This window comes from Alcanivorax sp. IL2, assembly GCF_047495475.1.
GTDB lineage: Bacteria > Pseudomonadota > Gammaproteobacteria > Pseudomonadales > Alcanivoracaceae > Alcanivorax.
This window is the reverse complement of the sequence record NZ_CP179932.1, coordinates 1,243,972-1,265,470: the sequence shown is the minus strand read 5'-3', so window position 1 is coordinate 1,265,470 and position 21,499 is coordinate 1,243,972. Positions and strand designations below refer to the sequence as shown.

Sequence of the window (21,499 nt, the reverse complement as noted above, 5' to 3'; positions counted from 1 at the left end):
AAGTTGAAAGTTTAAAGTTGAAACGCGGCCAGGACCTTGCAACCGACCAGGCCGTGCCCGCGTTTAATGGCAAGACGCGGGCACGGCCAACAACAACACTCCGCGATCAGTCGCGCTTTTCAACTTTAAACTTTGAACTTTCAACTCATCTCGGTGCGGCGCGCAGGACGGCTTCGGTGCGGCTGGAGACGCCGAGTTTGCTGTAGATGTTTTTCAGGTGCCACTTGGTGGTGGTGATGGAGGTGCCGGTCTTTTCGCTGATGCCCGCATTGCTCAGGCCACCCTGCAGCAGCTCGAAGATCTCCAGTTCTTTCGGCGTGAGTACCGAATCCGGGTCCACTGCCAGAGGATCGTTGGCGGGCGCGGCATCGAACACAGAGGGGAACAGCTGGGTATAGAAATCCGGCAACATCAGGGCACCGCTGCCCCATAGCCCCTGCATCAGGCTGGCCAGCCCCGGCGCTTCGTCAAACACGGATCGGTTGATGTTGAGCAAACCGTAACGGGTGATCAGTTCATCCACCCGCTTGGCCTGCTCGCTGGCAGAAAGCCCCTTGCCGGTGATCACCAACAGGTTGGCCTCGATGATGGAAGCCCGAGTCATGATGCCAGCCGCCTTCACTACCGCCAGCAGCCGCTGCAACACGGCTTCCGCTTCGGCAAGACGGCCATTAGCGATCAGCCAGTAGGCCGCGGCAAGCCCTTTGCGTTCCCAGCTCTGGCTGTAGGTGGCCGGGGTACGCGTGGCGTTGTCAGCCACCCAGCCGGCCAGGTCGAAGCGTTCCGCTACCGCATCCAGTCGGGCCCAGTGACCGGTCGTGAACGCCTGGCGCATCATTTCCAGCACCGCCATGTTGACGAAGCGTTGGTAATTTCCCAGCTGCAAGATGCCGAGCAGTTTTTCCAGCATGCGCTCGGAGGGCTTTTGCTTGCCCTGCAAGTGCTGCAGCCGGGACAGCGTCAGGTAGACGGTGGAGATCACTTCCGTGGCCGAGGCAGACGACACCATGGGCAACAAGTCTTCGCACAGTTGCTGGGCTTCTTCCAGCCGGTTCTGGTCGTACAGTACTACCACCATGCCCGTCGCCCACAGGGACCAGGTGGGGCAATCCCGCGAGGTGCCGTGAAAGTGTTCGTTGATAAAGGCGACCGCTTCGCCGATGTGGCCAAGCTGGTGATTGGCCAGCGCGGTAATCAAGCCGGCATAACCGGCGGTAAAATGATGCCCCAGCCGCAGCAGCACGTCCCGGGCCTGGCAGGAAAACGCCAGCGCGGATTCCAGCCGGCCATGCTGCAAATGGTAGTAGGCCACCATGGCCAGGGAGAAGGCGCGGATATCCCGGTGCCCGCTGCTTTCCATCAGTAGCGACAGATTGGCGCCTTCCATGAAGTCGGTGTCGTGCTGGAACAGTTGCAGGTGCATTTCCAGAAAATCGATCACCCGGGCATGATTTCCCCAGGCCGCGTCACCACTGCGTGGCGCCTCCTTCAAGGCATCCAGGTAATAGCGGGCACGAAAAAAACGGCGCGACAGGGTCAGGGTGCTGATCAAGGGGGCGGACAATTCGTCGCGACTGAGAATCACGCTATCGGGCAGGGTTTCCGCCCAGTCGAGAATATGGGCGGTGTAGCCTTCGCGCAGCCAGTAATCGAACGCCTGCTCCAGGCAATGAATGAACAGCGTGTCGTCCCCGGCCCGTTTAGCGTGCCATACCGCCTGGCGAAAATTCTGCTGACGCACGAAATAGCGGGTAGCCCGGCGATGAATCGGCGCGATGCAGTCGGGCATGTCGATGGCCACCCGGGCGCGCAGGAAATCCTTGAGCAATGCATGGTAACGATACCAGCCGGGCTTGCCGGGCACCGGCATCAGAAACAGCTCCCGGGAGGTCAACTCCTCAATCAGGCGGGCGGCGCGATCGCTGTGCAGCACCTGGTCGCACATCTCGGCATTGAAACTGTCCAGCAGCGAGCTCTGCATGAACAGGGTGCGGGCGGTATCGGGCAGGCCTTTCAAGACTGCATGGCCGAAGTACTCCATCAACTCCGGCTGGCTGGCATCAAAGTCCTGCAGGGTCTGCATACCGGAACGCATGGCCGCCAGCAGGGCAATCTTGACCCCCGCCATCCAGCCTTCGGTGATGGTAAGCAGGTGAGCCAGCTCGTCCTCGTCCAGGGCCGTGCCACCCAGGCCTTCATTAAGCGCGGTAACTTCCTCGCGACGTATCTTCAGGTCGGCGGCACCGATTTCCACCACAGCATCGTCCAGCCGCAGGCGACTGACATCAAAGGACGGCTGGGTACGACTGGCAATAATCAGATGGACGTCTGCCGGTGGCTGGTCCAGCAGGGTGCTGATGACGCTGAGAGTTTCCGGGCTGCGAATATGCTGGAAGTCATCAAAGACAATAAAGAGGGGCTCACTGACCTGCTCGAGGGCATCAAACAGGGCATCGGCAATGGACGATGGTGGCAACTCGGCCACATCGAAGGGCATGAACCAGGAGGTATCAAACGCCGGCACCACTGCCCGGGTCTGCTCGGCAAAACGGCGTAGGAAGCGCACCGGATCATCATCCGCCGGGCGCAGGTTCAGGGACACCACCGCACGGGGCTCGGCCCCGGTCTGCCACTGGCTGAGCAAGGTGGATTTGCCGGCCCCGGCCGGGGCCAGCAACAGGGTCAGTGGAACCCGGGCGCAATGATCCAGCAATGCCACCAGTTCCTTCCGGTAGAACCGACCCGCAGCGGGCCGGGACGCATCAGTCGTACTCATTTCTGGTCTGCCTAGCGTGTTTTTATTGTTGTCGGCCGGGCTGGGACGCCAGTGCCGATATGCAAACTAGCGGATATCGGTACGACCGGCCCGGCATTTGATCACAACTTGAGCAACCGGGTAGCCCCATGGCCGCAAATCACAACGCCGTTTGCTGAGGGGGAAAAGGCAACGGGAACGCCCCGCTTTCGCCTTACGAGCGCGGCGCCAACGGAGAAGAGCGCGGATCATTCACCATAAAAAAAGCCCCCTTCCCGTTAAGGAAGGAGGCTTTTTCAACATTCCCTGGGTGGATCAGGGAATCGGCAGGTAGCCACCGTCCACTTCTTTGGTGACGATCGCCACTGCGTTGTGGGCATGCAGGCTTTCCAGGTGGTTCACACGCAGCCAGAAATCCTTGTAGCAACCCTGCGGGTTCAAGGCCTGCTTGAGACGGCGCGCCGCATCTTCGCAGAACATCAGGTTCTGACCATTCAGCAGGGCAAACTCCTGCTCGTCCACCCGTTTCACGGCGGTCTGCACCGGGGTTTTCAGGGAACCCTCGATGGAGTCGATCAACGCGGTGATCGGGAAAGCATCCCCTTCGGTGTGGTCCAGCAACACTCTCACCTGGGCCACCGAACGCTGGCTGTGCGGAGTTGCCAGGATGCCCTCTTCCGTGCCGAGCCATTCGAACACCGCATCCGCATCCACTTTGCCTTCCGCAAAGTCGCGGCGGAACTGTTCCTGAATCAGCTGGCGGGACAGCGCCGCAGAACAGGGGCAGGTAGAAGAGTACGGCACTTCCACGTACATCTCGATACGCATGCCTTCTTCACACAGGGTGCCCTTGATGCTTACCGGATAGCTCTTCCAGCCGGAGTAGCTGCTCTTCAGTGCCGGGCGACGCATGGAGTATTCAAAGTCCAGCTGTACAAAGCCACGCGTACTGAGCCCTTCGTGGGTCTGCAGGAAATTACGCAGCAGCTGCTCGATGGACGCGGCACTGACCGAATGGTCGCCGAAAGTCTCTTCGAGCATCAGGAATAGCCGGGACATATGAATGCCCTTGGCGTCCGGATTGGCCAGGTTCACATAGGCCTGAATGGACGTGCTTACCGGGCGCTCGCCGGCCAGGGTGTCACTAACCCGGGCGGGCAGATGGATTTCGCTCATGCCGACCCAATCCAGGGTGCTATGGATGTGATCCACCATGGAATTGGACGCAATGTCCGGCATCTGTTTGGTGCCACCGGCACCCGTTTCACGTGTCATGGGATTCTCCATAGGGGCGTGCAAGAGGCCATGATAGGACTCTCCGGGTGAACAAAACGGTAACCCGGTCGTCATCGCCCTGACTGACAAGGGGGGGCAAGTCTAGCAGAAAGTATCCCGCAAATTGACCATTTGCGGGCGCGGCTTTGTCTATGGGATTGACAGAAGTGGGCTATCAGTCAGCCAGGCCGCTATCGTCAGTAACTCCAACCAGTTCCTGAAAGCGGGCCAACTCGTGCAGCGGCCGGAACATTTCTTCGCTACGGGCGTGGCGACGCAGGGTTTCCGAGGTCTGGATGGCAGCCTCCAGATCGGTAAAGGCATTATCGATTTCGCCCAGCCCGGCCCAGGCGCAGGCGCGCTGGTATAGGGCATGGGAGTTCTCTTCATCCACTTCCAGTACCCGGTCGCACAGGCTCAGGGCCCAGCGCTGCTCCCCCAGCTCCAGGGCCGCATCCGCCTTCCAGGCCAAGGCTTCCGGATCGTCCGGGCGCAGTTCCAGAATCCGGTCGTAGAGCTCGATCTTGGCCTGGGCACTGGGCTCTTTGGTGGCCTTCAGCCACAGGCTGTGGATCTCGTTGGTACGCTCGATCTCTTCCTGGTTTTCGGCGATGGTCAGGGACTTCTTGCGCAGCTCCCGTTCCAGGTCCGCCAGGCGAGCCTCGTACTCACTGGTGAGGCGGGCCATTTCCTTTTCCGCGTAGACCCGCACGTTGTCCTTCAGGTCACGGATGGTGGACCAGCCCACCAGGGCCAGAATGGAGGCGGCGCCAGCAATCAGGTAGAAGAAATAGGTCACCGTATTGGTGGCGTAGCCCATGGCCTTGTCGGCCACTTCCAGCTCCCGGTCGGTGACCAGCAGGTTCATCTGGTTACGGTACTCCATCATGTCCTGACGGAGGTTACGCAGCTCGCCAAGGATCCAGTTTTCCCGAAACTGGGAAATCACCGGCCCCTTCTCGATTTCGCTTTCAGCTTCCTGGCGGGGAGCCTCGTCGGTTTCCGCCAATACCGTGGGCACCAGGCCCATAAACAACACCCCCAGCAAAGCCAGGCGCGCAAGTCGCATTGTCTGCAAGACTCTATCCTCAATCTGTCGACTTACGTTCAAAAAACGGCCCCGAAGCGGTCACTTCAGACCCAGGGTATGGTCGCATTAAGCCCTGCCATGCGCCACCACTGTGGGCACATTGGCCAGGACAACCGGACACGGACAGCTACTTAATCAAGGGAGCAATATTGATTCAGCAAGGGGAGGGGTTTCAGCCTATTACAGGGCTTGTGACAAATCCCGCGCAGGCCAGAGAGGACGTAGAGTCGCGCGGTTTTGGCGGGTTCCCGCCGGCAGTTACTTTGACTTCTAAATTTTTTATCTCTAAAATAGCTTATCACTTTTAGCAAGGAATTACTTGGCGTTGCCCTGAACGGTGCGAGGTCAAGGAGCTATTCAGAGGCTCCTTAAGTCCTTACATCTCAAAGGTGATTGCAGACATATTATGTCTAATAACGGTCACATTACTTTGTTATCAAGAGAACTCACGGCAATGGCCAGACACGAAGACGTGCTGATCGCTTTACGACAGATTATCCGCGCCACCGACCTCTACTCACGGAAATTGAGCAAGGTCTCCGGCCTGACATCGCCGCAACTGCTTATCATGCAGGCGATCTCTGCCCACGGTGAAATCACCATGGGTGATCTGGCCAATGAGGTTTCCCTCAGCCAGGCCACCATTACCACGATTCTGGATCGCCTGGAAAAGCGGGAGCTGGTCGAGCGCAAGCGCGGCGAGCAGGACAAACGCCGGGTGTATGCCCACCTTACCCGGGCCGGCGATGAAATTATCGACAAGGCCCCTACCCCGCTTCAGGACGAATTCATCGAGCGTTTTGACCGCCTGGAAGATTGGGAGCAGTCCTTGATACTGAGCTCCCTGCAACGGGTGGCCGCGATGATGAATGCCGGAGACATCGATGCGTCTCCAGTACTGGACCTGGGCGCTATTGACCGCGCTCAACCAGCGGTGGACATGAGTAGCCGCCGCGAACGCGAAGCCAACTCTTTCTCTAAAACGGACCAAAAGTGAAACCATGGTTGCAGACAGTGCAAAGAAAACGGACTCATCCACCGACAATCAGGATGACATTACTTTCCGTAAACCGGAAAGCCAGGACGGCAGCCGGGTGCACAAGCTGATCAGTGAGTGCAAGCCGCTGGACGAGAACTCCGTCTACTGCAATTTGCTGCAATGCACGCACTTTGCAGACACCTCCGTCGCCGCAGAAATGGATGGCGACCTGGTGGGCTTCATCTCCGGCTACATTCCGCCCAAGCAGCAAAACACGTTGTTTGTCTGGCAGGTGGCCGTGCATGAGAAAGCCCGCGGCAAGGGTCTGGCCAAGCGCATGCTGGCCGAGCTGATAGAGCGCGAAGAAAGCGCCGACGTTCAGTTCATCGAGACCACCATTACCCCGGACAATGAAGCGTCCTGGGGAATGTTCCGCAGCTTCGCCTACCAGCGCAGCATGCCCACGGAAGAATTTATTCTGTTCGATTCGCGCATTCATTTTGCCGGCGAACACAATGACGAATACCTGCTGCGTATCGGGCCGTTCAATAGAGACGAAGCCTGAAACCCAGACCAGAACGAACAAGTACCGAATTCACGCGAGGAACAGGAATCATGGATACCGACATTTTTGACAGTCACGAATCGGAAGTAATGAGCTATGCGCGCAGCTTCCCGGTGGTCTTCAACCAGGCCAAGGGCAGCTACCTGTATGACGAAAACGGCAAGGAATACATCGATTTCCTGGCCGGCGCGGGCACCCTCAACTACGGCCACAACAACCCGGTTCTGAAAGAGAAGCTGCTTGAGTACATTCAGCGTGACGGCATTGTTCATGGCCTGGACATGCACACCACCGCCAAGCGTGAGTTCATGGATGCTTTCTATGAAGTGATCCTGAAGCCCCGCGATATGGACTATGTCATGCAGTTCACCGGCCCCACCGGTACCAATGCGGTGGAAGCGGCGCTGAAAGTTGCCCGTAACATCAAGGGTCGCGAGAACATCATCAGCTTTACCAACGGCTTCCATGGCGTGAGCCTGGGTGCCCTGGCCACCACCGGTAACAGCCACCACCGTGGCGTTGCAGGGGTCACCATGGGCGGCGTTACACCGATGCCGTACGACGGCTATCTGGGCGATGCCTTCGACACCACCGAGTACCTGGACAAGGTGCTGGGCGACTCTTCCAGCGGCGTGGATCACCCGGCTGCAGTGATTGTAGAAACCGTGCAGGGCGAAGGCGGCATCAACGCTGCAAGCTTTGACTGGCTGCGTAACCTGGAAAAAGTGTGCCGCAAGCACGACATGCTGCTGATTCTCGATGACATCCAGGCTGGCTGTGGCCGTACCGGCACCTTCTTCAGCTTCGATGATATTGGCATCACCCCGGACATCATCACACTGTCCAAGTCCCTGAGTGGCTACGGTCTGCCGTTTGCCATGGTGCTGCTGAAGCCGGAACTGGACATGTGGAAACCCGGTGAGCACAACGGTACTTTCCGTGGCCACAACCTGGCGTTCGTGACTGCTGCTGCTGCACTCAACCACTACTGGCGCGACGACAAGTTCGCCAAGGAAGTACAGCGCAAGGCGGACATCATCACCGACCGCTTCCGCGAGATCGCCAACACCTATGACGACCACTGGTTCTACCTGAACGGTCGCGGCATGATGCAGGGACTGGTAGCTCGCGATGGCGAAGTGGCCGGCGAAATCACCAAGGCCTGCTTCAAGCGCCAGCTGGTGATCGAGACCTCCGGTGCCGATGATCAGGTGATCAAGACCCTGTGCCCGCTGACCATTGATGAAGAAGACCTGACCCGGGCTCTGGATATCGTCAAGGAAAGCGTTGCCGAAGTGATGACTGACCGCATCAAACGCGGTGAAGCGCACTCTGTTGCCAGCATCTCTGCCTGACAGGCTGCCCGCTCCCCCTCCCCGGGGGAGCCTTTCCTCCCTCCCTTTTTTGCTCAGGAGTCATATTCATGATCGTTCGTACTCTGGCTGAAGCCGAAAAATCAGAGCGTTGTGTCAAAGCCGAAAACGGCAACTGGCAGTCTGTGCGCCTGTCCCTGAAAGATGACAAGATGGGTCATTCCTTCAACATCACCACCATCTTCAAGGGCACCAAGACCCACATCCATTACAAGAACCACTGGGAATCCGTGTATGTGATTTCCGGCAACGGCAAGATCGAAACCATCGCCGACGGCAAGATCTACGACCTGCTGCCGGGCACCATCTACCTGCTCGACGAACACGACGAGCACTGGCTTTATGGTGGTGACGAAGACATGGTGGTGGCCTGTGCCTTCACCCCGCCCCTGAGCGGCAAGGAAGTGCACGACGAGCACGGCGTGTACCCGGCGGATCTGGACTAAGATCACCAGCCGCTACACGCGGCATGCAGAAGGCTTGCATGCAAAAAAACGGGGCGCTTAATGCGCCCCGTTTTTTTTCCCCTTTCTCGATTTACCGTCGCTGTCATTTCGGGACAACGGTTAAATCAATAAAGCCTCGTTTCTCAGAATGCGTACTTGGCCGTGAGCTGTACGCGCTTCAGGTTACCGTCATCGCCGGCCTCGGTTTCCCGCTCGCCATAGATCAACTCGCCCCCCAGAGACAGCGGTTTGGCCACCTGCCAAATCAGGTTGGCGTGGGCGCTCTGCACGCTTTCATTACTGGTGCCGGCCACGGTATCCGGGTTGTCCGCTTCGCTCATGGATACCGCAACATTGGACCGCCAGGTATCATTCCAGTGGTGACGCAGGGCCAGAACCGCGCTCCACTGATCAATCAGTTCGATATCGCCATCCGCTTCAATCTGCCCGGAGCGGAACGCATTCAGCGTATGGTAACGGCCAATGGCGTTGCCGTAATTGAGCTGGAAACGCACGTCGTCACTCTCACCCAGCATCATCTTGCCCGCCACAGCCAGACCATACCCGTATTCGCTTTCGTCACGGTCCTGGCCACCGATATTATCCTGATAGGCCAGCTCACGACCCATGCCGGAAAGGCTGACATTGCCCCAGTCGCCGGCCAGGTTGTAGCGCAGCACCACATCGGGTACTCCGTTATCGTCGTAGGGGTTTTCCGCACCGCCGTAGAGGGTGGTAGACGGGTTTTCCAGGGCCAGCATGATTGGGCCACGGGTGTAGCGGATCTGCGCTTGCCGCTGGAACACGGTGCCGGCAGCGCCGACAAAATCCAGGGTTTCCGGTAGCGCGCTGACATTGAAGAAGGTCGACCAGGTTTGCCCGAACAACCATTTATCCCAGCTCAGGTAGGCGTGACGAATCCGCGGTGCATAGCTGTTGGTAATACGTTCATTGCCCAGGCCATTGGTCTGAAAATCAATCTCGATATGGCCCTTCACATCCCCCACCGGAGTATGCGTCACGCTCTTTAGCCAGAAGCGGCTTTGTTTGGCGATCATGTGCAGCTTGCCGGAACCCTCTTCACCAGCGACGGGGATGGTAGAGGGCACCATAAAGTCCTCCCCGATGGCGGATGATGCGTCTTCCCCATCACTATATTTGCTGAAGATGGTATCGGCTTTGATAAAACCGCCGAAGGTGATCTGACTGTTACCACCGCTGTGCTGCAGTTTGTTTTCCAGATCGGCAACGCGCTCCTCCAGCGTTGCAGCACCTGCGATACCCGCATGGGCAAACAACACGGCGGCACACAGGTACGTGGGTTTTATTGCTGTCATGGCCCTGTCCTCTTGTTTTCATCAACACGTAAGTCACTCCACGAACAGCTTGCTCGGACCCTGTGCGCTCAACTATTAGCCATAGGTCGAACGCAGTGAAAATGCCATACGGCTGATGCTGGACGCCCGGCGAAGACGAAATCACATGAAAGCGGCCAGGTGATTCCTTGCCATGTTCCCAACACCCCGAGGGAAACGATGCTTGCATCGTGAATACCCCACGCCCTGCCAACTTCTTCGCGATGCAAGCATCGCTTCCCAGGACAAGATGGATAACGCCGGAGCGGCGCCTTGCTGGTTTTACCTGCTACCTGAAGCGTGCCGCCTGTTGCGTCATTACGACCAAGGTCTAATTCAGGCCAGAGCCTTGCTTTCGCACACTGCCAAGACTGCTAAAAATAATTTCATCACTTCAGTGAGGAAGTCCCATGGAAACGGGTAAACGCGTGCCGGTAAAAGCCACACTGAAATCCCATTGCTGGATCGACGCCAACGACTACCAGTCTCTCTACCAGCAAAGTCTGCAGGACAGTGTCGGTTTCTGGCGCAGCCAGGCTCAGCGAATCGACTGGCTACGCGAACCGCAACACATTCGCGACACCCGCTTCCACCCGGATGATGTCCATATTCGCTGGTTTCATGACGGCGAGCTGAACGCCAGCAGCAACTGCATCGACCGTCACCTGGCCGGCAATGGCGATGCGGTCGCTCTGTATTGGGAAGCGGATGAACCCGGCCAACCGAGCCGGGAGATCACCTACCAGGCCCTGCACCTGCATGTCTGCCAGCTTGCCAATACGCTCAAGCGACAAGGTGTCGGCAAAGGCGACCGGGTGATGATCTATATGCCGATGATCCCGGAGGCCGTTTTCGCCATGCTTGCCTGCGCCCGCATTGGCGCTATTCATTCTGTGGTGTTTGCCGGTTTTTCCCCGGATGCCCTGGCCGGTCGTATTGCCGATTGCGGCGCCAGGATGGTGATCACCGCCGATGCCGGTCGCCGTGGCGGCAAGCCGGTTCCACTCAAGGCCAATGTGGATGAGGCCCTGCTCCAGGACGGCACCGATGTGGTGGAAAACGTGCTGGTCGTTCGCCACGTGGGCAATGACATTCACTGGCAACCCGGCCGCGACCTGGACTACGCAGAAGAGCAGGCTCAAAGCGACAGCCACTGCCCGGCGCAAGCCATGAACGCGGAAGACCCGCTGTTCATCCTTTATACCTCCGGCTCCACCGGTAAGCCCAAGGGGGTGCTGCATACCACCGGCGGCTATATGGTCTACGCCTCATTGACCCATCAGCTGGCCTTCGATTACCAGCCCGGCCAGGTGTACTGGTGCACGGCCGATGTGGGCTGGATCACCGGCCACACCTATCTGGTCTACGGCCCGCTGGCCAACGGTGCCACTTGCGTCATGTTTGAAGGGGTGCCCAACTATCCCAACGACCAGCGGGTGGGCGATATCATCGATCGCTACGAGGTGGAAATTCTCTATACCGCCCCCACCGCCATTCGCGCCCTGATGGCAGGTGGCAACCACTGCTGCGAGAGCAGCCGCCGTGACAAACTGCGCGTGCTGGCCACCGCCGGCGAGCCGATCAATCCGGCGGCCTGGCAGTGGTTCCACGATGTGGTCGGTAACGGCCAGGCTGCCGTGGTGGATACCTGGTGGCAGACGGAGACCGGCGGCATCATGATCTGTCCGTTACCGGCTGCCATAGAAGCCAAACCCGGTGCCGCCACCCTGCCCTTCTTCGGCGTGCAACCGGCCCTGGTCGATAACGATGGCAACCTGCTGGATGGCCCCGCCGAAGGCAACCTGGTGATCGCCGATAGCTGGCCAGGGCAGGCCCGCACCCTGTGGGGTGACCATGAGCGTTTTGTGCAGACTTACTTCAGCAGCTTCCCCGGCTACTACACCACCGGGGACGGCGCCCGCCGCGACGAAGACGGTTACTACTGGATCACCGGGCGCGTGGATGATGTGCTCAACGTGTCCGGCCACCGCATGGGTACCTCAGAAGTGGAAAGCGCGCTGGTCGCCCACCCCAAGGTGTGCGAAGCCGCCGTGGTCGGCTACCCCCACGACATCAAGGGCCAGGGCATCTATGTCTATGTGACGCTCAATGACGGCGAAGCTGCCAGCGATGCTCTTCTCCAGGAACTGCGCCAGTGGGTACGCCGGGAAATCGGCCCCATCGCCACCCCGGATTTGATCCATTTCACTGCCGGGCTACCGAAAACCCGTTCCGGCAAAATCATGCGCCGCATCCTCAGGAAGGTTGCTTCCAACGAGCACGACAGCCTGGGGGATATTTCCACACTGGCGGACCCGGCCGTGGTGGCCAGCCTGGTGGAAACCCGGGTGAACCGGTGATTTCAGATCAGCACAGGGCGCACGAAGAGCCGCCCGCGGCCTCGGCTGCGAACCATCCGGAGCTAAGGGCGCCATACAGAAAGTGCCAGAGAATTTACGCTGAAGGGAGTCTGTTGTTTTATTCCACCTTCCATGCTGCCCGCCAGGGCAGCATCTTTTTTTCTTTCATGCTTAAATCAAGGTCATGACAACAATACTGATAGCCGATGACCACCCCCTTTTCCGCGCTGCCCTGAAACAGGCGGTGGAGGCCAGCTTTGTCGATGCCACCATCCACGAAGCAGACTCTCTTGCCACCCTGGAAACCCTGGGCCAGCAGGCCATTCCTTTTGATGTAATTCTGCTCGACTTGCACATGCCGGGTACCCATGGCTTTTCCGGCCTGGTCTATCTGCGCGAGCAATATCGCAAGGTGCCGCTGGTGGTGATTTCCGCCACGGAAAGCGTCGATGTCATTCAGCGCGCCATTCACTTTGGTGCCGATGGTTTTATTCCCAAATCGGCCTCCATCGATACCATGACCGATGCCATGCGCAAGATCATGGAGGGTGAGCGCTGGCTTCCGGAGCATGCCCGCCGGGCCATGCCCCCCACCCTGCCCGACCATTCCGCCATGAGCGAGCGCATCGCCAGCCTCACACCCCAGCAATTTCGGGTGATGGGAATGCTCATGGAAGGCATGCAGAACAAGGTCATCGCCTACGAACTGGATGTGTCAGAAGCCACCATCAAGGCCCACATGACCGCCATCTTCCGCAAACTGGGCGTACGCAACCGCACCCAGGCGGTACTGGCGTTGAAGGATTTGGCGATTGAACCGCAGGGGGTGGAAGGTAGTTAACAGTTAATAGTGAACAGTTAACAGCTCGCGGTTTTGGGTTTATGGTTTCTTCAAGGCGCGAGGCCGCGACCATGGTTTGGTCGCGGCCTCGTGCGTATTAAAAACACATGCGCTCGCCGCGCACTATTAACTGTTCACTATTAACTATTCACTGCCTCCAACGCTCTCCTAAGCATCCCCTCCGTCAACGGCTTCTGCAGAAACCCAATACCCTGTTCTTCCGCATGTTCGCGTACTGCCGGGTTGCGGTCGGCGGTCATGAGGATGGCGGGGACCACATCGTCCCAGCCGCTGTCCAGGCCGTCGATAACGGTAAAGCCGTCTTCGTCATCCAGCTGGTAATCCACCAGCAGCACATCCGGAACCGGGCTGGTGGCGGCTTTTTTCAGGGCGTCCTCAAGACCGCTGGCGGCGATCACCTCACAGTCGAGCATCTCCAGGGCAGCCACCAGGCTGGCGAGCAGAGCCGGGTCGTTATCCACGCAGAAAACCCGCATGCCCTGAATGCCCTGGCTAACGGTTACTGTTTCTTGCAGCACCGGCGGCACCTCACCCTTGGCCAGCGGCACGGTGACACTGAACACGGTGCCCTTGCCCGGCCAGGAGCGGACCGTTAAGCGGTGCCCCAGCAGACGACAGATGCGATCGGCAATGGCCAGGCCCAGCCCCAGGCCCTTTATCGCTTTACGGGTTTGTTGCGGCAGCCGCTGGAATTCCCGGAAGATCGCCTCGTGCTGATCATCGGGGATCCCCGGGCCTGTGTCCCACACGTCAATGCGGATGGCATTGTGTTGGCGACGACAGCCAAACAGGATGCGCCCCTGCTCGGTATAGCGAATGGCATTGGAAAGCAGATTCTGCAGCACACGGCGCAACAGGCCTTCATCCGTTTCCACCACGGCGTGACAGATGACCGCTCGCAGGCTGAGGTCATTGGCGGCGGCCAGCGCAGAAAACTCCTGGCTTAACGGTTCCATCAGACTCCCCAGGCGCAGCGGGTGCACGTGGGCCGGCATGGTGCCGGTATCCAGTTTGCTGATTTCCATCAGTGCGCTAATGATCTGCTCGGCAGCCTGCAGGGAGGTGTCTACATGCCCGAGTACATCCACCTCATGAACAAAGCTACTACCATCACGCTTGATCAACTGCTGGCGCAGTGAAGAGGTAAACAGCTGGGCAGCATTGAGTGGCTGCATCAGGTCATGGCCAGCGGCAGCCAGGAAACGGGTCTTGCCCTCGTTGGCGCGGGCCAGTTTTTCATTCACTTCGGTGAGTTTGCGGGTGCGCTCGGAGACCATGTTCTCCAGATTTTCATTGATCTGAAGCAGGGCCTGTTCGTCGCGTTTGCGTTCGGTGATATCCATGTAGGTACTGACAAAGCCACCCCCGATCATGGGCGTGCCGCGCACTTCCACAACAATACCGTTGGGCAGTGCCCGCTCGAACTGGTGGGAGTGGCCTTCACGCAGCAACTGCACCCGCTTGCTCACATCTTCTTCCAGGTTTTCACCCTCGTAGTAACCGCGCTCCGCGTTATAGCGATACACATCCTCAATGGGACGCCCCAGACGGATCAGCCCCTCCGGGTAATCGAACAGCTTCACATAGGCCTGATTCCAGGCCACCACCTGCATCTCTCGATCTACCACGCAGATACCCTGGCTGATGGTTTCGATGGTGGTGCGCAGCAACTGGTGATTGAACTGGATGAGCTCGGAGGCCTCATCCATCATCCGCACCACATCGTCATGGCGACTATTCTGCTTGCGCAGCAGCGTGCTCATCACGATCCGCGCGGTAGAGGCCCCCATGGTGCCCGCCAACAACCGCTCCACATAGCGCACCAGATGCAAAGGCGCCGGCAATTCCAGCTCCTCAGACACACTGCGCCGACGCATGTAATCGAAGAACAACGGCTCGGCTCGGGGATGGCCCAGCCCGCGTTTACACACTTCCAGCAGCTCTGCGGTAGTAATGGAGGGGTGGCCAATGCCTTCGCGCCACCAGTCCATGGGCATGTCCACAAACCGGGCCGCCTGAGCCTCGTCCAGGGCATCGTGGGTCGCACGCCGGGAAAAATAGATAAACGCGGCCAGGTTCCCCAACAGAGACCAGAACACGCCATGGGTGAGCGGCTCCAGCCCCTCGATGCCAAACAGCGCATGGGGGCGCAACAAGCCCAGCCCCAGCAGGCCCCGGTCGTTCATCACCTGCACCCATTCCATGGGCAATATCACCGGCACCAACAAACAGAAAAACCACAGCAGAAAGCCGACACCGAGACCCGCAAAGGCGCCCTGCTTGTGGCCGGTGCGCCAGTACAGCGCCCCCACCAGCGCTGGCGCAAACTGGGCTACCGCTGCAAAGGACAGCAGGCCGATACTGGCCAGCCCATCGAAACGATCTATCAGCGTATGGAAGGCAAAGGCCAGGCCCAGCAATACCAGAATGCTGGCCCGGCGCAGGAATCGCAGCTGTCGGCTCAAGCCGGCCAGTTGATCCTTCTCATGGAGCCGGGACTGCAACCACAGGGGCAACAGCACCTCGTTGGTGAGCATGATGGCCAGCGAGATGGTGGACACAATCACCATGCCGGTTGCCGCCGCGATGCCGCCGATAAAAGACACCATCAGCATGGCGGAATTGTCCTGCGCCATGGGCAACGACAACATATAGGTGTCTGCCTGACCGATCAGATAAGGCTGGGTGATGACCCCGGCCACCACGATCGGCAACACAAAGATGGCAAACATCAGAAGATACAGCGGAAACAGCCAACGGGTGGTGCGCAGGTGTCGCAGGTCATTATTTTCCACCACCCCCGCATGGAACTGACGGGGCAGACAAAGGATCGCGACCATGGATAGCAACAGGGCGGTGACAAAACTCTGGGAAAACAGGGTGGGCTCGAAAATCTGCAGCACGTCACCTTGCAACGCCAGTTGCTGCCACATATCCATGGGGCCATCGAAAATGGCATACAGGCAGTAGAGCCCGAGCAACACAAAGGCCACCACCTTGATAAAGGATTCGAAACTGACCGCCAACATCAGGCCGGACTGGTGCTCGGTGGTATCGATGTGGCGAGTGCCGAACAGCAGGGTAAAGACCGCCATCAGCGCCGCCACTATCAAAGCCGTATCGACCCCGTACTGGGCAGAATCCTTGAGGACATAATCAAACGACAGGGTGACGGCTTTCAGCTGCAGGGCGATATAGGGGAGCACACCGATGATCGCCACCAGGGTGACCAGCACCGCCAGCCGGCGGGACTTGCCGTAACGGGCAGCAAGGAAATCGGCGATGGAGGTAATATGATGCTGCTGGGCCACCGTGACCATCTTGTAGATCAGGGCTCCCCCCAGCAGCACGGTGAGAATCGGACCAAGGTAGATGGGCAGGTAGTTCCAGCCGTTCTGGGCGGCTTCTCCCACCGCCCCGTAGAAGGTCCAGGAGGTGCAATAGACACCCAGACCCAGGCTGTAGACCCAGGCATTCTGAAAGGTTTTGCGATCCTGGCGTGCCGCCCGGTCGCCCCACCAGGCGATCACGAACAGCACCAGCACATACCCCAGTGCCAGGCCACTCAGCTGCCACAATGAAAACACCGCCGCTCCCGGTTGGTTGCCGTTATTTTCTTTGAGCTTATAACAAGGATTGGGTGAAGCGTAGCGCCACCGCCACCAGCAACAGGGCGATGCCCGCTCGCTGCCATTTGAACTCGGATACCGTCAGGGTCATTTCCCGCCGCCAGAAGGTCAGCAGGCCACGGGTATCACGGGTGCGCTGCCAGTAACGCAGGTAGGCATAGAGCACCACACACAGACCGGCGATCAGGGTTATTTTTTCTGCGTACAACATGTGTCGTCTCCTCGAGCAATCCGGTTGAGCATCGGTCAGGGCATTCGCCTGCCTCGTCATGCGCGGTCCGTTTTTCTTTGTCTGTCGTCTCAAGTGCTCTTTATCAGGGAATATCTGGAATATTGAGAGTTATTCATACGTTCCTTAGTTGAGCACCGGCTTCTGCAGCTGCAGATACATCAACGCCGCGGTTACCGCATCGCCACGGGCGGTGTGACGCTCAATGACGGGAACCTGCAGGGCAGCGGCCATGGCATCGAAGTGCAGATCCGGTTCCAGCTCTGGCTTCCAGTGGCGCATTTTTTTCTGATACAGGGACGACAGCTCGATGGTGGGGTTGGGCAGATCAAACCCCATCAGAGGGCGCAGGTAGCGGTTGACCATGGCCACATCGAAATCCACGCACCAGCCCACGAGGGGCCGATTGCCGATAAAGTCCAGCAGCTGCTCCAGCGTGGCAACCACGGACTCCCCCTCATCCAGGTCCACCGGCCGCAAACGGTGAATTCGGATGGAACTGCCTTCCAGGCTATCCGGGGCTGCCAGTTTGATATCCAGCGCCTGACTGGTCAGCACCCGCCCCTGCTTCACGGGCACCGCGGCAATGGATACCAGTTCTGCATGGCGGCTATCCAGGCCGGTGGTTTCACAATCGATGGCGATGACATCGCTGCCTTCATAGGGCATGAAAAGATGCGCGAAAGGCCCATGCCCATGACGGTGTCGGTCACTAATACGTCGCAGTTGTCTCAGCATGGCTTGTATCCTCGCACCCACGGGCCGCCCTCAGTATTCCAGATGGAAACGACGGGACAGGCGCTGCTTGAACTCACTGACCAGATGCAGGGCATCACGGAGCAGATCCCGCTCCAGGGATGACAGCCGCTGCACCACAATATGGTTGTCGGGAATATTCATGGCATCGCCATGAAGGTGCTCCAGTTGATGATTCAGACGCAGCTCACTGAACAGCTCCATGGCTTCGCCCAGGTCTTCCGCAATGCCAGGCTCCAGCACCTTCGCTGCCACCAGCTTTTCCAGCCGCGACAGTGTTGAGGTTTCACGAATCCGCTGCTGCAACGCCAGAGCGCGCACGCCATGGACCACAGGAAACAGGGCGCCCTTCTTGATATCGATGCCATGCTGCGGTTTTTTCAGGGAGCCGAACAGATTCAGTGGCGTGGCAAACTGCAGAACAGGACGGGCAAAATGGGCCATGAACAGATCGTCATTACTACAGCGATCGAACAAGGCCGAACGAACGGTTTCCAGCAACCGGTTATCCCCTGCTACACAGTGGGCATCCATCAGGGTCGTGATGCGTATCAAGCCTTCGCCTCCGACATCCCCCGCCCAGTCATGAATGCGCTGCTGCCACTGGCTCAGACTGCCCACCCATTCCGGGTTGGACACCATGACCTTGCCGGGGCAAGGCGGGTAGCCCAGGGTCAGTAGTGTTTCGGTAAAACGACGGGCGTCGGTTTCACAGCGGGGCCAGTGCTGACCGTCCGCCAGGATCAGGCCATTATCCTGATCGGTTTTCAGTATCTGCTCCCCGCGCCCCTCGCTGCCCATGATGATCAGACAGGCTTGCTGCTGCTCTGCCGGCACCACCATGCCGAAGGCTTTGGCCATGATGCGCCCATTCAGCGCGGCCAGCAGATCCATGGCAAAGCGCATCTTTACGCCCTGGGCCATCAGTGCTTCCACCAGCTCCGGCAAACGTTCACTGGCCTGCCGTAACTCATCCAGGGATTCTGCCTTCTCGATTTCCAGACCCACCACATAGGAACGGCTGGAGAAGAAGCTGAGCACATCGGTGAGCTCCACCACACCCACCGCCTGCTCGCCGGCCATCACCACTACACGGGCAACTTTGTGGCGGGTCATGCGGGTCAGCGCGGTAAACAGATAGTCGTCCGGGCGGGTGGTCACCAGCTGCCGCTCTGCCGCCGCTTCCAACGGCGTGTCGGCAGTTTGTTCATTGAGTACCAGGGCGGTCAGCAGATCGGTCTTGGTGACAATGGCAAAGCCCTCATCACCGTGGATCAGCACGCTGTCGACACCGTGCTGCTTGAGCGCCGTCACTGCATCACGCAGGGTAGCCTTTGGCGCCATAACCAGGGGCTCGCGCATGCACTGATCCACCCGTGCCAGCATAAAGCCGGCCAGAGTGACGCCTCCTTCTCGACGCTCCGCCAGACGCTGACTTTTTTCCGCCAGCGTCTGGCGGAAGAAGCGGCCAAATTCCGGCTCGCTGTCGCACAGCTCCAGAAACAGGGCGGCGGGAATCAGGTGGCACAGGGTCTGTTGCTCGGCACGGAAGCGGTAACGGCTTTTTCCGTTGAGTACACTGATAGCCCCGAAAAGATCCCCGGCGGCATATACTCCCACCTGGCTGCGCCCATCCGGGGCATTCACGTCCAGCTCCGCCACGCTGCCCTTGTGAACCACGTAGACGTAATCACTGGGGCTGGCCGCCTCCAGAATAATATCGCCGGGCTCGTAATAGGCCAGATCAGTGCCCTGGTTCAAGCGATGCCGGCCTGCTGTTCCCAGCAGGCTGAACGGATACTGGTCGAGTTCCTTTTCAATCATGGCCACGGACCGGTTAGTTAAAAGTTGAAAGTTCAAAGTGTAAAAGCGCGGAGATGGCGCGCCAGGAGCAGAAATGCCGTGCCCGCGTTGCAACTTTAAACTTTCAACTTTTAACTCTCCTCTCTTGTTTCATAAAGCGCAAAACCGGTGCGGATTGACTACTTCCACACCGGTTTGCTCAACGCCTTTCTTTAGTGCGCCACAGCTTCCCCGGCACCCCGCGGAACACGGATGTCTTCCACGATATGCTGGATATGCTCCGGCGGTGGGGCGGTGAACCGGGATACGGTAAAGGCCACGGCAAAGTTGAGCAGCATGCCAACGGTACCGATACCTTCCGGAGACACGCCCATCAGCCAGTGCTCGGCGCTGTTCAGCTCCGGAGACACGAACTTGAAGAAGACGATGTAGCAGAAGGTAAAGACCAACCCGGTGAGCATGCCCGCGATGGCGCCTTCCTTGTTCATGCGCTTGTAGAAGATGCCCATGAGGATGACCGGGAAGAAGCTCGCCGCTGCCAGCCCGAAGGCGAATGCCACCACCTGGGCCACAAAGCCCGGCGGATTGATACCGAAGTAGCCGGCGATACAGATCGCCACCACCGCCGCCCCACGGGCAGCCAGCAGCTCCTGTTTCTCGGTGATATCAGGCTTCAGGGTCTTCTTCAGCAGGTCATGGGAAATGGCACTGGAAATCACCAGCAACAGCCCTGCCGCTGTGGACAATGCTGCCGCGACCCCACCGGCCGCGACCAGCGCAATCACCCAGGCCGGCAGGTTGCCGATTTCCGGGTTGGCCAGCACGATGATGTCGCGGTCGATATATACCTCGGCATCGTTGTCGGTGGGCGTATTGGTCAGAACCCGCTCGCCATAGCTGCCCTGGACTTCGGCACGGGTGCCCGCAAATGTAGGCTTGCCTTCGAAGGGGGCGCCGGCACTCATTTGCACCGCACCATCACCATTCTTGTCCACCCAACCGATCAGGCCGGAGTTTTCCCAGTTATAGAACCAGTCAGGCAGTTTTTCATACTGGGTCTGGTGAACCGTATCAATCAGGTTGAGGCGGGCAAAGGCGCCCACTGCAGGGGCAGAGGTGTACAGCAGGGCAATAAAGAACAGCGCCCAGCCAGCACTGATGCGAGCATCCTTCACGCGCGGCACGGTGAAGAAACGAACGATCACGTGGGGCAGACCGGCAGTACCACACATCAGCGCAGCGGCGATGAAAAACACATCAATGGTGGACTTGGAGCCATCGGTATATTCAGTAAAGCCCAGGTCCGTCACCACCTGATCCAGTTTATTGAGCAGATAGACACCGGAATCATTACCCGCCGCGTCCAGCACGGTGGCACCAAAACCGGTCTGCGGCAGCACATGACCGGTCATCATGATGGACAGGAAGACTGCCGGCACCAGGAAGGCAAAGATAAGCACGCAATACTGAGCCACCTGGGTATAGGTAATCCCTTTCATGCCGCCGAGTACCGCATAGAAGAAAACGATGCCCATACCGATAACCACACCGGTATTCACGTTCACTTCCAGAAAACGGGCAAACACAATACCGGTGCCACGCATCTGCCCGGCCACGTAGGTAAAGGACACAAAAATCACGCAGATCACGGCCACGGTACGCGCCACATTCGAGTAGTAACGGTCACCGATAAAATCGGGCACCGTAAACTTGCCGAACTTGCGAAGATAAGGTGCCAGCAACATGGCCAGCAACACATAGCCCCCCGTCCACCCCATCAGATAGACCGAAGCGTCGTAACCGGAGTAAGCAATGATCCCCGCCATGGAAATAAAAGAGGCTGCGGACATCCAGTCCGCCGCCGTCGCCGCGCCGTTGGCAATGGGAGACACACCGCCACCAGCCACGTAAAAGTCTTTGGTCGACCCGGCTCGTGACCAGATCGCAATCCCGATGTAGAGCGCAAAGGAACCGCCCACAAAGAGATAGGTGAGTGTTTGAACATCCATAATCTTACCCCTC

15 protein-coding genes are annotated in these 21,499 nt (G+C 58.7%); 6 read left to right on the top strand and 9 right to left on the bottom strand.

The window, feature by feature from the left end; all coding sequences use genetic code 11:
* Positions 1-145 precede the first annotated feature (145 nt).
* From ACMG4N_RS05890 to ACMG4N_RS05880, 3 genes are all read right to left on the bottom strand, one after another.
* Positions 146-2,776 (bottom strand): LuxR C-terminal-related transcriptional regulator, encoded by a 2,631-nt coding sequence (locus ACMG4N_RS05890; protein WP_414433086.1) that lies wholly within the window; start codon positions 2,774-2,776, stop codon positions 146-148.
* 294 nt (positions 2,777-3,070) lie between these two features.
* A complete protein-coding gene (gene folE2 / locus ACMG4N_RS05885) occupies positions 3,071-4,030 on the bottom strand; it encodes a GTP cyclohydrolase FolE2 (RefSeq protein ID WP_414433085.1) in 960 nt (319 codons plus the stop codon).
* Positions 4,031-4,205: 175 nt separating this feature from the next.
* Entirely contained in the window at positions 4,206-5,099 is an 894-nt protein-coding gene (locus ACMG4N_RS05880; protein ID WP_414431141.1) for a tetratricopeptide repeat protein, read from the bottom strand.
* Positions 5,100-5,574: 475 nt separating this feature from the next.
* On the opposite strand from ACMG4N_RS05880, the gene ACMG4N_RS05875 reads away from it, so the two are divergent.
* From ACMG4N_RS05875 to ACMG4N_RS05860, 4 genes are all read left to right on the top strand, one after another.
* The gene (locus ACMG4N_RS05875) at positions 5,575-6,117 is read left to right on the top strand and encodes a MarR family winged helix-turn-helix transcriptional regulator (protein ID WP_297769963.1); all 543 of its coding nucleotides are present in this window, start codon (positions 5,575-5,577) and stop codon (positions 6,115-6,117) included.
* A gap of 4 nt (positions 6,118-6,121) precedes the next feature.
* Positions 6,122-6,664 carry a diaminobutyrate acetyltransferase gene (gene ectA, locus ACMG4N_RS05870; protein ID WP_290510498.1) on the top strand — a complete coding sequence of 181 codons (543 nt, stop codon included), beginning with the start codon at positions 6,122-6,124 and terminating at the stop codon, positions 6,662-6,664.
* Between the two features lie 50 nt (positions 6,665-6,714).
* Complete coding sequence (ectB, locus tag ACMG4N_RS05865; protein ID WP_297769958.1) at positions 6,715-8,019, top strand: diaminobutyrate--2-oxoglutarate transaminase; 1,305 nt, start codon at positions 6,715-6,717, stop codon at positions 8,017-8,019.
* A gap of 68 nt (positions 8,020-8,087) precedes the next feature.
* The gene (locus ACMG4N_RS05860; protein ID WP_297769955.1) at positions 8,088-8,483 is read left to right on the top strand and encodes an ectoine synthase; all 396 of its coding nucleotides are present in this window, start codon (positions 8,088-8,090) and stop codon (positions 8,481-8,483) included.
* Between the two features lie 143 nt (positions 8,484-8,626).
* Here the strand turns inward: ACMG4N_RS05860 and ACMG4N_RS05855 are convergent, their stop codons facing one another.
* Complete coding sequence (locus tag ACMG4N_RS05855; protein ID WP_297769952.1) at positions 8,627-9,820, bottom strand: DcaP family trimeric outer membrane transporter; 1,194 nt, start codon at positions 9,818-9,820, stop codon at positions 8,627-8,629.
* 428 nt (positions 9,821-10,248) lie between these two features.
* On the opposite strand from ACMG4N_RS05855, the gene acs reads away from it, so the two are divergent.
* A complete protein-coding gene (gene acs, locus ACMG4N_RS05850) occupies positions 10,249-12,198 on the top strand; it encodes an acetate--CoA ligase (protein WP_414433084.1) in 1,950 nt (649 codons plus the stop codon).
* Positions 12,199-12,382: 184 nt separating this feature from the next.
* On the top strand, positions 12,383-13,039 hold the full coding sequence (locus tag ACMG4N_RS05845) for a response regulator (protein ID WP_297769947.1): 657 nt from the start codon (positions 12,383-12,385) through the stop codon (positions 13,037-13,039).
* Positions 13,040-13,179: 140 nt separating this feature from the next.
* On the opposite strand, the gene ACMG4N_RS05840 is transcribed toward ACMG4N_RS05845, so the two are convergent.
* The 5 genes from ACMG4N_RS05840 to ACMG4N_RS05820 all read right to left on the bottom strand — a co-directional run bounded on the left by ACMG4N_RS05840 (position 13,180) and on the right by ACMG4N_RS05820 (position 21,486).
* A complete protein-coding gene (locus ACMG4N_RS05840) occupies positions 13,180-16,647 on the bottom strand; it encodes a PAS-domain containing protein (RefSeq protein ID WP_414433083.1) in 3,468 nt (1,155 codons plus the stop codon).
* A gap of 37 nt (positions 16,648-16,684) precedes the next feature.
* Positions 16,685-16,900 (bottom strand): hypothetical protein, encoded by a 216-nt coding sequence (locus ACMG4N_RS05835; protein ID WP_297769942.1) that lies wholly within the window; start codon positions 16,898-16,900, stop codon positions 16,685-16,687.
* 144 nt (positions 16,901-17,044) lie between these two features.
* The gene (locus ACMG4N_RS05830; RefSeq protein ID WP_297769939.1) at positions 17,045-17,656 is read right to left on the bottom strand and encodes a 3'-5' exonuclease; all 612 of its coding nucleotides are present in this window, start codon (positions 17,654-17,656) and stop codon (positions 17,045-17,047) included.
* A gap of 30 nt (positions 17,657-17,686) precedes the next feature.
* A complete protein-coding gene (locus tag ACMG4N_RS05825) occupies positions 17,687-19,498 on the bottom strand; it encodes a DUF294 nucleotidyltransferase-like domain-containing protein (protein ID WP_297769936.1) in 1,812 nt (603 codons plus the stop codon).
* 191 nt (positions 19,499-19,689) lie between these two features.
* Positions 19,690-21,486 (bottom strand): sodium:solute symporter family protein, encoded by a 1,797-nt coding sequence (locus tag ACMG4N_RS05820; RefSeq protein WP_297769934.1) that lies wholly within the window; start codon positions 21,484-21,486, stop codon positions 19,690-19,692.
* Positions 21,487-21,499: the final 13 nt, after the last annotated feature.